Source organism: Vibrio sp. JZG10 (assembly GCF_054064075.1).
Map to the genome: position 1 here is coordinate 278,524 of NZ_JBSUGE010000003.1, position 13,703 is coordinate 292,226.

Genomic DNA, 13,703 nt, shown 5'->3' on the forward strand with positions numbered 1-13,703 from the left:
TAGTAAATACTTGTCACTAAAACCAAATTTATAAGAATATGGTTTCGAGAAAGTTGCGATGGATGAAGAGGCAGTAGACTCTGCAACTTAATGTGATTTGAGTATACAATACCGCAACAAATAAAAAACACCCGTAGGAAGAAGGCCATGTCGCAACCCGTTTTATCCCAAATTAATGTTTTTCCGGTTAAGTCAGTTGGCGGATTATCGCTGTCGTCCGTATGGGTTGAGAAGCAAGGATTGAGCTTCGATCGTCGCTTTATGATTGCGAAAGCTGATGGCTCGATGATCACTGCGCGAAAGTATCCGCAAATGGTAACCATTAAGTCTGCCTTATTATCCGATGGGGTTGTGTTTAGCAGTTTGGGGATGGAGCCGCTTAAAATCCGTTATCAAGACTTTAAAATGCAGGAAACGCCAGCAACAGTTTGGAAAGACACCTTTACTGCATATACCACCACAGATGATGCAGATGATTGGTTTAGTCGTGTATTGGGTCAACGTGTTGAGTTGTTGTTTAGTGGTGAGCAATCGAATCGTGTTCGCGAAAAGCTAGGACAAAACGTTAGCTTTGCCGATGGTTATCCGGTGTTAGTGATTAGCCAGGCTTCCCTTGATGAACTGAACCGAAGAAGCTCTGAGCAACACTCTATGGATCAGTTCCGTACTAACTTAGTGGTCTCTGATACCAAGCCGTTTGAAGAAGATTCATGGAAGCGCATACGAATCGGTGAGGTAGAGTTTGAGTCTCTCAAACCTTGCGAGCGCTGTATCCTGACTACGGTGAATACCCAAAGAGGCACATTCCGTGAGAGCAAAGAGCCGCTCAAAACCTTGCAACAGTTCCGTGCAAACGATGTCGGTGGTGTGTTCTTTGGCCAGAATCTTGTCGCGCGAAATGAAGGCATTATTCGTCAAGGCGATAAAGTTGAAGTATTGGAGTACAAAGAGCCGGAGTTTTACGCAGATAACTCGCCAGTGCGCATGACGTTAACATGTGTTGAGCGTGAAGAAATCGCCCAAGACTTCGTGACCTTATGGTTAGAACCAAACAAAGGTTCTTTACCTAATTACTTGCCAGGACAACACCTGCCAATAGAAGTGAATATTGATGGTAAGAAAGTAGGTCGACGCTATACGCTATCATCCAGTCCGTCTCGTCCGGGTCGCTATGCTATTTCTGTTAAGCGTATTGCAGGTGGAAGAGTCTCTAATTCGCTCTTAGACAATTTACAAGTCGGTGATGTTTTAGAGGCAGAACAACCTGATGGCCAGTTCCACCTAAAAACTCATGAAGCGCAGCCTCTATTGTTACTCTCTGCAGGCAGTGGAGTAACACCAATGCTATCGATGGTACGTTACTTAGCGGATCACAATCAGTTGGAGAACGTGGTTTTCTACCATCAATGTCGTACCGAAAATGATATTCCTTGTCGCTCTGAGTTGGAGCAGTTAAAGCGTAAGCACCCGGGGTTAGAAGTGAAAATCTGCTTGACGCAGCCTGCCGTTGATTGGTTTGGGTTAAAAGGGCGTTTAAGCTTGTCACACATTAAGCAAATCAAAGATATTGAACAGCGCCAAGTGTTTGTGTGTGGTCCTGATGGTTTTATGGAGAAAGCGAAAAATCTCCTACTAAGAAAAGGGCTGCCAGAAGAAAACTACCATCAAGAAGCGTTTGGCGTATCTTCAGTCACTTCAAGACCAGAGAAGAGCATAGCGATCGATTTTAATGGGACGAAAGTTGTAGGGAATAATCAGAAAACGTTGTTAGATCAGCTTGAAGACGCAGGGAAGGTTGTTAGCAATAGCTGCCGTGCTGGCTTATGCGGAGCGTGTAAGGTTCAGCTTACGTCGGGTCAAGTACATCATCCGGACGTGCCTGCGTTGACAGATGAGGAACGTGCGATGGGAACCGTATTGGCGTGTTGTGCTGTTCCAGAGACGGACGTGACGGTAACAAACTAAGCGAGAAGGCTCCCCGGTTCTCAATAAAAACGCTGCTAACTTTAGCAGCGTTTTGAGTTTAAAAGTGAACGGAAAATATCGCTTAGTCGTAAATCGTCGGGATTGGCTGACGTTTGTGCTGCGTTGCTTTGTAAATCGCTACCAGACGATCACTCACTTGCTGTGGAACGGGTTTGCCTTCTAAGAAGTCATCGATCTGTTCATAAGTTAAGTTCAGAGCATCTTCATCTGCTTTTTGCGGCTCTAGTTCTTCTAGATCTGCCGTTGGTACTTTCTTAACAAGTAGTTCTGGTGCGCCTAATGTTGCAGCCAACTCGCGGACTTGACGTTTGCTTAAACCAAATAGAGGGGCAAGGTCGCACGCGCCGTCACCAAACTTAGTGTAAAAACCGGTGATGTTCTCTGCTGAGTGGTCTGTTCCCAATACTAAGCCGCCAACGTAACCAGCGATTTCATATTGTGCAATCATACGAGCTCGCGCTTTTACGTTACCTTTTACGAAATCAATTTTGTCGGCTTCAGTCGGAAGCAGGCCCGTCCCTTGCAACGCGGTATCAGTCGCCGCATGCAAACCGTCAACACCATCTTTAATGTTCACAGACACAGAGTGTGTTGGCTTGATGAAAGAGAGTGCCAGTTGCGCTTCATCTTCATCTTTTTGCTCACCGTAAGGCAGACGTACTGCGATAAACTGATATTTGTCAGTACCAGATTCCGCATTCAATTGTTCTACTGCAAGCTGGGCAAGGCGACCTAACGTGGTTGAGTCAACACCGCCACTAATGCCAAGCACCAGTGACTTACAACCTGCTTCTTGTAGCTTACGCTTAATAAAAGCAATACGGCGTTCAATTTCAAAATGCGGATCAATTGAAGGGAGTACACGCATTTCATCACGGATGGATTGTTCCATTTAGGGTTCCTTTTCCTGCAAATATTTCAGACACTAAAGCCCGCTTGCTCAAATGGTGATAAACCATGCAATTGAGACTGATAAACACGACTTTAGGGTCAAAAGCTGTAAAGATTAGTAGTATCATACCGAAATCATCAGATTAGAAAACTCTCTTCAACCAGGTAATTACCGGATATGAAAAAAATCGCCATTTTTGGTAGTGCATTTAACCCACCTAGTTTAGGGCACAAAAGTGTTATTGAGTCATTGAGCCACTTTGACCTTGTGCTACTTGAACCTAGTATTGCACACGCTTGGGGCAAGAATATGCTCGATTACCCAACTCGGTGCAAAATGGTTGATGCATTCATCAAAGATATGGGACTTTCTAATGTTCGGCGTTCTGATGCAGAGCAAGCTTTGTACCAACCCGGACAAAGTGTGACAACCTATGCGTTGTTAGAAAAAATTCAAGAAATCTACCCAACAGCCGATATAACTTTTGTCATAGGTCCTGATAATTTCTTCAAATTTGCTAAATTTAGTAGAGCAGAAGAGATTATGGAACGTTGGACTGTTATGGCGTGCCCTGAAAAAGTAAAAGTCAGAAGCACGGATATACGTAACGCATTGGTTACGGGTGAAGACATAAACGCCTACACAACCCCGTCCGTCTGTGAATTGTTGCTTAACAAAGGCTTATACAAAGAAACATTATCTGGGAACTGAGAGGTCAGATTTTCATGGTCAGATTAGCCGTATTTAGTGCATGTGCGCTGCTTGTGGTCACACAAGCTCATTCTGCGTGTAACTATTTTTCTGATCGTTCTGTTGTGTTTGAAGATAACACCCTTCCTATCTGTGAAGAAATTTTAGATTCCATTGGCGTATTAAGTACGGATGCGTTGATTTGGTATGCTGCGGAAGCGAAATTCGAAGGGCCAACAGAAAACTATTGGGAAGAGTGGGCGATTAAGCCGGAAGACACACCACTCCTAACCCAAAATCTAGAAAAGAATTATTTTGGGCTTGGTTTTTGGATGCCGGAAGAGCTCCGAGACGAAGAGAGCAAAATGGACACAGAAGAGTGGCTCCGTAGTCATGGCCTGATGTTCAGCGTGGGTTTTGGTGATAAATCCGACGGACAGCCAAGAATGCGATTTGATTATCGTTGGCACGAATATTACGACGCTGACTGGATGATGCAGATTGAAGTTCCCTTCTAGTCACCTTGAGCGTACATAAAAAGGGCGTACATCATCCATGTACGCCCTTTTTATTTTTATTTGAGTCTCTATTCTCTGCGCGCATCACTCTGCGTAATACTGAAAAGATGGCTCGTTAGAATGCGAGTTATAGCGCTTCTCCAAAGACCAAAAAGCAAAGTTGCTCATATTCTTCTGTGTTACCCGCAAAAAGCGTATCGACAATCTGCTCTTCTTTCTTGCCCGACAGCTTCATTTTTCTTGCTTCACGGAGTGTGAGTACCAAGCACAGCTCTTTAGATATGTCCATGTCACAACCAGGCGTCCACTGATTGATGGTTTTTGTTAACGTTGAGTGCGCTAGTTTAGGAGAGAGAGTCAATACTTCATGTCTTACTACCGTTAGCAGATCGGTTTGCAGATCTGAGCGCTCGGCTGTTGTTGCTAGTTTCTCGACGAGGGCTTTTAGCAGTGGTGAAGGTTTCACAAACCCTGCTTGTTGTGAGAAGTCATCATTTAAACGCACAGAAAAATCACAACGATATACACGAGAATTAGGTAAAAAGGTGAGGGAGCTCAAACATCCTTGAGGAATCCAAAAATATTGGCCTGGTTCAATGGCATACTCCTGCTTACCCAATTTAATGACGGCTAACCCTTCGACGACAGACAGCAGACTGTGCTTCAGTGCTTTTTTGCGCGCAGCTACTTCAAGAAAGGGGTATTTAGCGTCGTGAAATTCAATTGCGTAGTTCATTATGAGTACCAGTGTTTTTTGGCGCTAAGGGTAACGTTAAACCTATACGATTCCAACCAGCTGAGAGAATTTTTTAGCATGAGAAATTGTAGTCTAACTGGTATGACCATGTTAAAAGTATGGGTTGAAATGCTGCTTGTCAGCAAAACTATGCGTAAAATGTGCCAGCTTTTTTTGATATGTAATGAACAATGACTGCCAATACCGATCCTTATATTGAAATTCGTCCTTACAATGACGAAGAAATTCCAGCAGCGCTGGATCGTCTAATCCAAGATGATGAATTTATCACTGCTATTCTCGATCATCGCTTTGCTAATAAAGCAGCGTGGTTTAAAACGCTAATGAGCCCTATCCTGCGCATCTACCTGAAAGCTAAATGGAGCAAGCTTGATTCTGTAGAAGCGATTCAGATTGAAGTGAAGAAGTATCTGAAAGATACATTGAATAAGACAACGGATGGCGTCACTTTTTCTGGTTTGGATAAGCTGGATAAAAACACGTCGTACTTATTCGTTTCTAACCATCGTGATATTGCGATGGACCCTGCGCTAGTAAACTATGGCTTGTACCAAAGTGGGCACCGTACGGTTCGTATTGCGATTGGTGACAACCTGCTGAAGAAGCCATGTGCGACTGAATTGATGCGACTCAATAAAAGCTTCATCGTTAAGCGCTCTGCTAAGGCGCCTAGAGAAATGATGAAAGCATTAGGACAACTGTCGAGCTACATTAAACACTCGCTTGATACCGGTAATTCAATTTGGATTGCCCAAAAGGAAGGTCGTGCCAAAGATGGAAACGACTTTACTGATCCTGCGATTTTAAAAATGTTCCATGTTGAAGGCCGCAAGCAGAAGATCAGCTTTGGTGAATACACGCGTTCTTTGAAAATCGTTCCTGTCTCGATTGCCTATGAAAATGATCCATGTGACATTGCCAAAGCAAAAGAGCTGTACGAAAAAGCAGAAAATGGCCGTTATGAAAAAGGTGAATTTGAAGATATCGAAAGCATCATTCAGGGCATCATTGGTTATAAAGGTCGTGTGCATGTCGCGTTTGGTGATGTGATTGATCAAGAGTTTGAAACGCCAGAATCTCTTGCCGGTGAAATCGACCGCCAAATTCACAATAACTACAAGTTGTACCCAATCAACTTGTTAGCTGCTGGACGCGAAGATTCGAGCATCATCACAGAGGCGGTGAAACGTCATCTTGCGGATAAATTGGAGCAGTTACCTGAAGGGGCAAGACCTTATTTGGTGGCGAGCTATGCCAACCCAGTGAACAACCAAGAGTAATATTCATCACTGAATTGATGGATTATGAACGCCTTAAAGCCTCGGTTTTCCGGGGCTTTTTTTGTCTACTTTTTAAGGAGCAACGGCCCCGCCAAGGGTTAAATTGCTAGGCCACTTGGTAATCTTGTTGCCACCTAAAAAGATATTCCCTTTCACCGTCATCGTGTCTGGAAATACATGTAGCGCTGATCCTCCTATATAAAGGTTACCATCAACCACCAATCCTTCAGGAAGAGCAGAGATAGGAGTGCGAATAACACTTAAATCGCCTTTGACTCGAAGTTTAGCTGGGAGCGTTTTTAATGGTGTATCCGTCAAGTTCAGATAACCGCCGAGTTTGATGCCCCTAGGCCAGCTTTCGATCTTACTACCCAGTAGATTCGCATAACCTTTTATCTTTGTACCTGAGCGAATGGTTTTGAGTGCGCTGTTGGTTGCTTCCAAACTGCCTCCCACATCAAGCCCCTTAGGCAGCTTTTTGATCGGGGTTTGCGAGATATTTAAGTTGCCTTTGACCACTAACCCAGAAGGTAATTGGGTGTAAGGTTTGTTTCGTAGATCAAGATTACCGTAATTATCGGTGTGACCAAACTTAGAGTAGTAATCTAGCTCATATGCGAAAGATGGGAAGCAGAGCAGCATCAAGGTAAGGAAAAGGGAAACAAAACGCATAGCCAGAGACTTAGTTAAACATAGAGATCTTAAGTGCTCATCTTATACTTAAATAGACTCATTATGCATACTTTGTTAACAGTTTTTGATTTTTAGCCCAAGAACTTCAAATTAGGGCTTTATCTGAAAGCATACACGCTCTCACGATGCCGAGTTGCTTCAGTGTGCAAGTTAGGGAATGATTAAGTGATTGATTATATAGTTTATTTAAAAGTAAATGTGAGAAAAATATCAGTAGAGATATGAAGAATATGAGGTTCTGCCAAGAACTGAACAAGCGTCCTTGTTAGTATCATGAGCGTCTGAGGGAGATTTTCATGAAGTTAAAAAGAGTGTCTATTTTTGCCGCTGGTGTTGTAGCAGTACTACTACTATCTGGGGCCGCTTTTGCTAAATCATACAGTACGCCAGAAAGCAAAGCGCTGGTGGTCGCTGACGGCAAGGTAGGTCAGCGTATCTGTTACTACGATGATAAAGCCTACACCACCGGAGCCGTGATTAATGTTGAGGGTGTATTACTGATGTGTACAGCTGAGAACGATTTTGAAACGAATGGTTCGTTAAAGTGGGTGGTATTCAAAAAAGATAAATAAACGCCAAAAAAACGGTCTGTTTAATATTAGGATAACGGAAAAATAAAAAAGCGAGCACAGAGCTCGCTTTTTCCATTAACGCGCGAGTGAGCGAGTTTTTAATTCAAAGATAAGTTTTTCAGCACTTACTTCAAATTTGAATCGAGCCGTCGCTTGATTTGACTCTTCTGTTATTTCAGAAACATTGTATTCAACATCAGCACATACTGATTTAGCGAGCTCAATGTATTTTTGTAGTTCAGACTCTAGCTCTGTTTTTGTCTGTGCGAAAACCGTTACGTCGGCAACTTCGTCACCTTCTTTGATGATGAAGCCAATCTCGCCTGCGCAGCCGCAAGCTTCACATACTTGGTTTTTTTCTAATTCGACACTCATAACGAATCCTCTTGTAAATACTAAGGGTATTCTATCAGGTATTTGATCTGTATCTACAAAAATGACGAGTTTTGAATAAAAAAAGAACAGAATAGGCGCTTGTTAAGTAAGGGTTAAAGATTGGATTACTAAATCATCAAGAACGTTAATGTGATATATATCAACATTTAAAATCAATTAACGAACATAGTGACGAGATTTCGCTCAGCCCAGTTGAACTAATGGACAATTTATAAGACTATTTCTTGATTGATTATTTTTAATAATTATCATTCTTGGTCTTTGAATAGTTTCGATGAATAATTGGCGCAAGGTTTTGATGAGACTAACTTTTCGCCTTATTTTGAGTAGCATGTATTGACAAAAACATAACTGCAAATTGCACATTACGCAGTGTAAAGACGTTATGATTTGGAACTTAACTTTATATTAAGTAGTCGCAGTACATATATCCAAATGGCCTTAATGCGCAGGTGTTAGCGGTTCAATTTTTAGGTTTCGCTTAACGAAGTGCCTTGGGCAACTTGGGTATAATGCTAAGAATGATTTCATTCTGGCCTCATTTAATAGTGAGTTAGATGGATTTACAAAGAGAAGAGCTTAAAATATGCCAAAGCGTAGTAAAGAAGATACCGAAATCACTATCCAAAAGATCATGGATGCCGTTGTTGATCAGCTACTAAGACTAGGTTACGACAAAATGTCGTACACGACTCTAAGTCAGCAGACAGGTATATCTCGTACCGGTATTAGCCATCACTTCCCTAAGAAAACGGACTTCACCGCCGCACTGGATGGCCGTATCTTTAAAATGTTTATTGAACACCTAGAGTTTGATAAAGGGCTAAGTGCATTTTCACAAAGTTGGATTAAAGCACTGGAAGATGCTGAGTTCCTCGCGATTTTACGACTGCTATTCCATCACATTGTCACGGCCGAAAATGCGCAAGAATTTGCTGCTAACGGTATTGACCGTTTATACAAAATGGTTGAAAGCCAGTTTGGCGCAGGTGGTGACAAAGAGCTCGAGTGGTTGATTGGTCGTTCATTGATCCAAATGAGTAAGTAATAGCAATTGAGAGCGCTAGATGAACACTTGTTTGCTGCTTTGGTTGTAAAGCCAAGGCAAAACACAGTAATTTTCTCGCCGCTCTTTTGAGCCCAAGATTCGATTAAATATCAAAGCAAAGGCCCGCAATATGATTATTGCGGGCCTTTGTCGTTTGGAAAGCAGAAGAGATGGCTCAGAAGAGATACACGTTAAGCGGCGGCGTGAACTTGAGGAAAGTCTAAAGTTGGATGTTTTCTCACGATGGAGCGGTAGCCATAAACGTGCTCAATGCGTTCTGGCGTCAGTGCATTCCATGGTGTGTCATCACAAACCAGTTTTCCGTTATGTAAAAGTACAAGTCGGTCTGCGTACTGGGAGGCTAAATTCAAGTCATGCAACACGACAACGACCGCGGCGTTCTGTGTTTTCGCGGCCTCACGAGCAATCTTTAACGTGTTGTGTTGGTGGGCGAGATCTAACGCAGAGGTTGGCTCATCAAGCATCAAGATTCGTTCCTCGCCAGATTGGTGTAGCTGTGTCATCACGCGTGCTAGATGTAATCGTTGCTTTTCGCCACCAGATAAAGATGGGTAGAGGCTTTCTGCCAAATGCATTACATCGGTTTGTTTCATGTAATGTAAAGCTAACTTAGTGGTTTCTTTATTGGACAGCGATAGCGGAATCGCGCCTAATTCGACCACTTCTCTGGCTAAAAATGGGAAGGTCAACGTACTGTGCTGAGGGAGCATCGCAATGTGTTTTGCGCTTTTTTCTGGCTCCCAATCATGCTTTTGTTTACCGAAGTAGGCGATGTCATGATTTGAAGAGATTTCACCACACAGAAGCTTGAGCAAAGTACTTTTGCCCGCACCGTTGGGGCCGAGTAGGGCGGTCACTTCACCAGCTCGGATATCAATATTGATGTCATCGAGAACAACGCGCTTGCCAAATTTCATCGAAATGTTTTTACCCGATAAAACGATCTGGTTCATTACAAAATCTTCCCTTTCTGCTGGAACAATAAGTAGATGAAGAAGGGCGCACCGATCAAGGCGGTCACGATACCGACGGGTAATTCTGCTGGTGCCACGGCAATACGAGCAAACATATCAGCAGCGGTAAGAAGCAGCGCTCCCATGAGTGCAGAGATTGGCAGTAGCGTTCGATGGTCGGGGCCTGCTAGCATGCGTCCTAAGTGAGGAATAACGAGCCCGATAAAACCAATTGCGCCACTAATACTCACCGTAATACCAACCCCCAATGCAGAGAGCAAAATAAGCTGTCTTTTGAGTTTTTGGACCGGAACTCCCAAGTGTCTTGCTTCGGACTCACCTAGCAGCAGAGCATTTAGCGCCATCGATTTTTTCTGGAACCAGAATAACAGGATGACCAGCGTGACAGCGGATAGGCCTATCCCCGACCAATTTGCGCCAGCTAATGAGCCCATCGACCAAAGTGTCAGATCTCGTAGCATCTGATCATCAGCAATAAAGTTCATATAGCCGATCGCCGCTCCTGAAAGCGCGCTAATGGCGACACCAGCTAACAACATAATCGTAACTGAGGTACCAAACTTACTTGTGCCGAGTTTATAAACGAGAATGGTCGTCAACGCACCACCTAGGAAAGCAAAAAGAGGCAGCGCAGCTAAGTTCATTAGTTGCGGATAGTTTTGGCTAAACTCTGCAAATACAACAATAGCGAACGCACCGCCAAGTGCAGCACCAGCAGACACACCAATGATGCCGGGCTCGGCCAGCGGGTTACGGAATAGGCCCTGCATAACCACGCCACAAATCGCCAAAATAGCCCCGATGAACATACACAAAATGGTGCGAGGCAATCGGATTTCGTTAATGACCAACTGAATGTGAGGAGCGAGATCAGAACTGCCTCCCGTTAGGCTACGCAAACTGTCAGTAAAGCTAATGTTCATTGGGCCAACGGTAATAGAGGCGATAGCAACAAATGCTAAAAAGCCACTAAGTACGGATAACGTCGTTGAAAGGGAGATACGTCTTAACAACATGCCATGTCTCTATGGGTAAAGCAGCGCATTCAAACGCTCGGCTTCTGCAAGGCTTTTAAGACCCAAACCACCAACAAGGGAGTGACCGTCAATCGTGATGATATTTTTATTCATTCCCGCAGGTGTTGCGGCGAGAAGTGGCATTGCTTTTAAAATCGCATCGGCACCGCCCAGCGTTTCATAGCTGCGACCGCTAACGAGAATAACGTCAGGCTGCATCTCTACCATGGCTTCTGTGGATAAAGGCTTGTAAGAAGACAACTGGTCAGCAGCTGGGTTTTGTCCGCCTGCTAGCTGAATAATTGCATCGGGTGTGGTTTCTGATCCTGCAACGTTCGCAGGTCGACCTTCATGGATGAGTAGAAACAGTATTTTCTTTTTCTGAGCTTGAGCAGGTTGATTTGCATTGAGTGCTTGAACTTGCGCTTTCACATCTTGCTTTAAATCTTCCGCTTTAGCCTGGCGATTCATAAGGTTCGCAATTTGATCGATACGTTGGTAAAGACCGTCAACGTTGGCATCGGTATTGACGATTTCTACATCTACACCCGCCGCTTTTAATTGGTTCAATGCTGTTTTCGGTCCCATCTCATCAGAGCCAATGACTTTTGTCGGACGTAAGGCGAGCAACCCTTCTGCTGAAAGGCGGCGATGGTAGCCTACTTTAGGCAGCTCCATGCCTTTTGGTAACTGACTGGTTACGTCGATAGCAACCAAGCTATCTTTGGCGTTGAGTTCAAGCAACAGTTCTGTGACGGCACTGCCTGCACTAACAACACGCTCTGATGATGGTGTTTCATTGGCAAAAAGTTGGCTACTCGCAAGTAGGGAAATGGCTGCCGTAACAACAGCATGAATGGTGGCACGTGTGTTCTTCATTTTGAAAGGATCTCTATCTTACTTATTTTTATGATGGCTCTTCAGTGAGTAACTGAGTTGCCTGAATTCCGTTTTCTTGTAAAAAGCCGAGAAGTTGAACTAGCGACTGAATGTTCGCGGTTTTTTCTGCTCCAATCACAATCGGTTTATCGCTTGATTTACTCTCTTCTAGCAGCGCGAGGGTAAAGTTGTCCCAATCGATGTATGTCTTGCCGTTAATGGCCCAGTAAGGCTCGTCTTTAAGAATGTTTACCGTGATGGATTGCTTATCGACATCTGCAACGGCCTGAGATTCTGTACTCGGTAAATTGACATCTAATGAATCGAGCTTGACCGCTGCAGTTAACATCAGGAAAACCATTACGATAAAAATGATGTCCAACAGCGGTGTTAAATCAGGAGTTAAGTCGTTACGAGTGTTGTCTTTTGGCGTTTTAATCATTGTGCTTCTGCCTCGACCTTTGCAGAAGAGCGCACTGCTAATGTTGAATTGTCTGGCGACACGTGTTGCAGAGAGATACCTTCAAGCCATAAGTTGACATAGTTTAATGTGTGTTCGAGTTTGGCGATCACACGATCCGCCCACAAACCAATGATTTGTGCTCCTGAAATCGCAGGAAGGGCGATAATAAGGCCTGCTGCAGTAGTGCGCATGGCCAAGCCTAGACCGTCTGCCAAATCATTCGGGGTGATATTCCCCGTTGAGACAGCGATGCCTTTGAACATCTCAATTAAGCCAAGTACTGTACCAAGCAAACCAATCAAAGGGCTAATTACGCCAATCAACGTCAGTAAGCGAAGGCCAGAATGCAGCTGATGACGTTTTTCTTGCAGCCAAATGCCTGCGGCATCCTCTCTTAGAGACTTTGAGAAAGAGTGATGGGCAAGCAACATGGCAACGCCACGATAAAGGAGCGGTCGCTTATGCCACAATTCTTCTGCAAGCGTCTCAAGATCGTTTCCATTCGTTGGGTCTAACCCAATGAGTTTTTGGCGAATGGCTCGTTTCCCTACGCCAAGGCTAATCAAAACGTGGAATAACCGCTCGGTAATGATCATGACGGTGAGGGCTGAGCAAATGATCAAAGGCCATGTCATTAGGCCAAGTTGAGTTTGTAATTCTTGTAGTTGTTCCATTATCCATCCAACTTAAAACGAACAGGTACTTGTACTCGGTGAGCCACTTTTAGCCCGCCCGAAATATGTGGTGTAAATTGCCACTGTTTGATGGCACGAAGCGCTGAGGCGTCCAGCGATTCTGTGCCGGAAGACTCAATCAAAACCTGTTTAATTTGATTGCCATTTTCATCGAGCCATATTTCATATAAGGCTACGCCTTCGATACCGCGTCTTTGTGCAGATCTTGGGTAGCGAGGCTGAGTTGGTTGATTCACAAACGTTGGTTTGTCGACCAAAATAGGTTGAGACGTTGCCCCTTTGGATTGGCTCGCTGGCGCGGTTTGCTGAGCGACCATCTCTTTCTTCGCCGGTTCCGTTTTTTTCTTCGGTTTGGCTTCGGGCTGATTCTCTTGTTTTGTTATGGCTTTGGCTGGTTCCACCGTCTTAGGCTTAGATTGTTTAACCGGCTCTGTTTTTTTCTTCACTACCTTTTTCTTAACAGCGTCTTTCTTAACGACCTGTTTCTTTACGATCTTCTTTTCTGGCTCAGGCTGCTCCTGAGGCTGCGGCTCTTTTGGTGGCGCCACATTTTCTGGCGTGGATTTTTCGACGGTAGGTGGTGGTGCCGATACAAGGTTTAAACTTACCGAACTTGCTGGATTTCCAGCAGGCATCGCGAACACTTTCGTTTCTTGAGAAACAAAAAGAAGTGCGGCATGGATGGCAAGGGAAGCACCTCCTGCAATGACATATCTTTGTACGTTCACGGAATATCTCGGGAAACTATGAAAACTTGAGCAGATTATTACTCACAACCGAAATAAGATCAATTATCAATTGCATTATCATTACGCTCAAATTA

Annotated in this window: 16 protein-coding genes; 6 read left to right on the plus strand and 10 right to left on the minus strand. The window is 44.1% G+C overall.

Annotated features, from left to right (window positions below; translation table 11 throughout):
* The first annotated feature begins 147 nt into the window (after positions 1 to 147).
* Positions 148 to 1,965 carry a hybrid-cluster NAD(P)-dependent oxidoreductase gene (locus ACWYVB_RS06095; RefSeq protein WP_150917770.1) on the plus strand — a complete coding sequence of 606 codons (1,818 nt, stop codon included), beginning with the start codon at positions 148 to 150 and terminating at the stop codon, positions 1,963 to 1,965.
* Between the two features lie 82 nt (positions 1,966 to 2,047).
* Here the strand turns inward: ACWYVB_RS06095 and nadE are convergent, their stop codons facing one another.
* A complete protein-coding gene (nadE, locus tag ACWYVB_RS06100; protein ID WP_006742205.1) occupies positions 2,048 to 2,878 on the minus strand; it encodes an ammonia-dependent NAD(+) synthetase in 831 nt (276 codons plus the stop codon).
* Between the two features lie 177 nt (positions 2,879 to 3,055).
* On the opposite strand from nadE, the gene ACWYVB_RS06105 reads away from it, so the two are divergent.
* Both ACWYVB_RS06105 and ACWYVB_RS06110 read left to right on the plus strand, forming a co-directional pair.
* Entirely contained in the window at positions 3,056 to 3,589 is a 534-nt protein-coding gene (locus ACWYVB_RS06105) for a nicotinate-nicotinamide nucleotide adenylyltransferase (protein ID WP_074189864.1), read from the plus strand.
* 14 nt (positions 3,590 to 3,603) lie between these two features.
* Complete coding sequence (locus tag ACWYVB_RS06110) at positions 3,604 to 4,086, plus strand: hypothetical protein (protein WP_006742203.1); 483 nt, start codon at positions 3,604 to 3,606, stop codon at positions 4,084 to 4,086.
* Positions 4,087 to 4,213: 127 nt separating this feature from the next.
* Here the strand turns inward: ACWYVB_RS06110 and ACWYVB_RS06115 are convergent, their stop codons facing one another.
* Positions 4,214 to 4,822 (minus strand): cupin domain-containing protein, encoded by a 609-nt coding sequence (locus ACWYVB_RS06115; RefSeq protein WP_047008435.1) that lies wholly within the window; start codon positions 4,820 to 4,822, stop codon positions 4,214 to 4,216.
* A 191-nt stretch (positions 4,823 to 5,013) separates the two neighbouring features.
* Here ACWYVB_RS06115 and ACWYVB_RS06120 point away from each other — a divergent pair, with 191 nt between their 5' ends.
* Entirely contained in the window at positions 5,014 to 6,123 is a 1,110-nt protein-coding gene (locus ACWYVB_RS06120) for a 1-acyl-sn-glycerol-3-phosphate acyltransferase (RefSeq protein WP_006742201.1), read from the plus strand.
* Positions 6,124 to 6,195: 72 nt separating this feature from the next.
* Here ACWYVB_RS06120 and ACWYVB_RS06125 read toward each other — a convergent pair whose 3' ends face one another.
* On the minus strand, positions 6,196 to 6,795 hold the full coding sequence (locus tag ACWYVB_RS06125) for a hypothetical protein (RefSeq protein ID WP_258615138.1): 600 nt from the start codon (positions 6,793 to 6,795) through the stop codon (positions 6,196 to 6,198).
* Positions 6,796 to 7,112: 317 nt separating this feature from the next.
* On the opposite strand from ACWYVB_RS06125, the gene ACWYVB_RS06130 reads away from it, so the two are divergent.
* Positions 7,113 to 7,388 carry a YnjH family protein gene (locus tag ACWYVB_RS06130; RefSeq protein ID WP_258615140.1) on the plus strand — a complete coding sequence of 92 codons (276 nt, stop codon included), beginning with the start codon at positions 7,113 to 7,115 and terminating at the stop codon, positions 7,386 to 7,388.
* Positions 7,389 to 7,463: 75 nt separating this feature from the next.
* On the opposite strand, the gene ACWYVB_RS06135 is transcribed toward ACWYVB_RS06130, so the two are convergent.
* Positions 7,464 to 7,763 (minus strand): YfcZ/YiiS family protein, encoded by a 300-nt coding sequence (locus tag ACWYVB_RS06135; protein WP_005375307.1) that lies wholly within the window; start codon positions 7,761 to 7,763, stop codon positions 7,464 to 7,466.
* Between the two features lie 607 nt (positions 7,764 to 8,370).
* Here ACWYVB_RS06135 and ACWYVB_RS06140 point away from each other — a divergent pair.
* Positions 8,371 to 8,832, plus strand: a complete 462-nt coding sequence (locus tag ACWYVB_RS06140; RefSeq protein ID WP_005392508.1) for a TetR/AcrR family transcriptional regulator — start codon at positions 8,371 to 8,373, stop codon at positions 8,830 to 8,832.
* 191 nt (positions 8,833 to 9,023) lie between these two features.
* Here the strand turns inward: ACWYVB_RS06140 and ACWYVB_RS06145 are convergent, their stop codons facing one another.
* From ACWYVB_RS06145 to ACWYVB_RS06170, 6 genes are read right to left on the minus strand one after another with little or no spacing between them, the layout of a single operon-like run.
* Positions 9,024 to 9,806, minus strand: coding sequence for a heme ABC transporter ATP-binding protein (locus ACWYVB_RS06145; protein ID WP_258615142.1), 783 nt, complete (start codon positions 9,804 to 9,806; stop codon positions 9,024 to 9,026).
* Positions 9,806 to 10,843, minus strand: coding sequence for a FecCD family ABC transporter permease (locus tag ACWYVB_RS06150; RefSeq protein WP_145472137.1), 1,038 nt, complete (start codon positions 10,841 to 10,843; stop codon positions 9,806 to 9,808). The genes ACWYVB_RS06145 and ACWYVB_RS06150 overlap by 1 nt, the downstream gene beginning before the upstream one ends.
* Positions 10,844 to 10,852: 9 nt before the next feature.
* Positions 10,853 to 11,722, minus strand: a complete 870-nt coding sequence (locus ACWYVB_RS06155; protein ID WP_258615145.1) for a heme/hemin ABC transporter substrate-binding protein — start codon at positions 11,720 to 11,722, stop codon at positions 10,853 to 10,855.
* Positions 11,723 to 11,750: 28 nt separating this feature from the next.
* Complete coding sequence (locus ACWYVB_RS06160; RefSeq protein ID WP_046873761.1) at positions 11,751 to 12,164, minus strand: ExbD/TolR family protein; 414 nt, start codon at positions 12,162 to 12,164, stop codon at positions 11,751 to 11,753.
* Entirely contained in the window at positions 12,161 to 12,859 is a 699-nt protein-coding gene (locus tag ACWYVB_RS06165; RefSeq protein ID WP_258615146.1) for a MotA/TolQ/ExbB proton channel family protein, read from the minus strand. The genes ACWYVB_RS06160 and ACWYVB_RS06165 overlap by 4 nt, the downstream gene beginning before the upstream one ends.
* The gene (locus ACWYVB_RS06170; protein ID WP_046873760.1) at positions 12,859 to 13,608 is read right to left on the minus strand and encodes an energy transducer TonB; all 750 of its coding nucleotides are present in this window, start codon (positions 13,606 to 13,608) and stop codon (positions 12,859 to 12,861) included. Before ACWYVB_RS06170 ends, ACWYVB_RS06165 begins: the two co-directional genes overlap by 1 nt.
* Between the last annotated feature and the right edge of the window lie 95 nt (positions 13,609 to 13,703).

Coding starts and splice junctions, on each gene's coding strand:
- ACWYVB_RS06095 (WP_150917770.1), top strand. CDS start 148: ATGTCGCAACCCGTTTTATCCCAAATTAATGTTTTTCCGGTTAAGTCA.
- nadE (WP_006742205.1), bottom strand. CDS start 2,878: ATGGAACAATCCATCCGTGATGAAATGCGTGTACTCCCTTCAATTGAT.
- ACWYVB_RS06105 (WP_074189864.1), top strand. CDS start 3,056: ATGAAAAAAATCGCCATTTTTGGTAGTGCATTTAACCCACCTAGTTTA.
- ACWYVB_RS06110 (WP_006742203.1), top strand. CDS start 3,604: ATGGTCAGATTAGCCGTATTTAGTGCATGTGCGCTGCTTGTGGTCACA.
- ACWYVB_RS06115 (WP_047008435.1), bottom strand. CDS start 4,822: ATGAACTACGCAATTGAATTTCACGACGCTAAATACCCCTTTCTTGAA.
- ACWYVB_RS06120 (WP_006742201.1), top strand. CDS start 5,014: ATGACTGCCAATACCGATCCTTATATTGAAATTCGTCCTTACAATGAC.
- ACWYVB_RS06125 (WP_258615138.1), bottom strand. CDS start 6,795: ATGCGTTTTGTTTCCCTTTTCCTTACCTTGATGCTGCTCTGCTTCCCA.
- ACWYVB_RS06130 (WP_258615140.1), top strand. CDS start 7,113: ATGAAGTTAAAAAGAGTGTCTATTTTTGCCGCTGGTGTTGTAGCAGTA.
- ACWYVB_RS06135 (WP_005375307.1), bottom strand. CDS start 7,763: ATGAGTGTCGAATTAGAAAAAAACCAAGTATGTGAAGCTTGCGGCTGC.
- ACWYVB_RS06140 (WP_005392508.1), top strand. CDS start 8,371: ATGCCAAAGCGTAGTAAAGAAGATACCGAAATCACTATCCAAAAGATC.
- ACWYVB_RS06145 (WP_258615142.1), bottom strand. CDS start 9,806: ATGAACCAGATCGTTTTATCGGGTAAAAACATTTCGATGAAATTTGGC.
- ACWYVB_RS06150 (WP_145472137.1), bottom strand. CDS start 10,843: ATGTTGTTAAGACGTATCTCCCTTTCAACGACGTTATCCGTACTTAGT.
- ACWYVB_RS06155 (WP_258615145.1), bottom strand. CDS start 11,722: ATGAAGAACACACGTGCCACCATTCATGCTGTTGTTACGGCAGCCATT.
- ACWYVB_RS06160 (WP_046873761.1), bottom strand. CDS start 12,164: ATGATTAAAACGCCAAAAGACAACACTCGTAACGACTTAACTCCTGAT.
- ACWYVB_RS06165 (WP_258615146.1), bottom strand. CDS start 12,859: ATGGAACAACTACAAGAATTACAAACTCAACTTGGCCTAATGACATGG.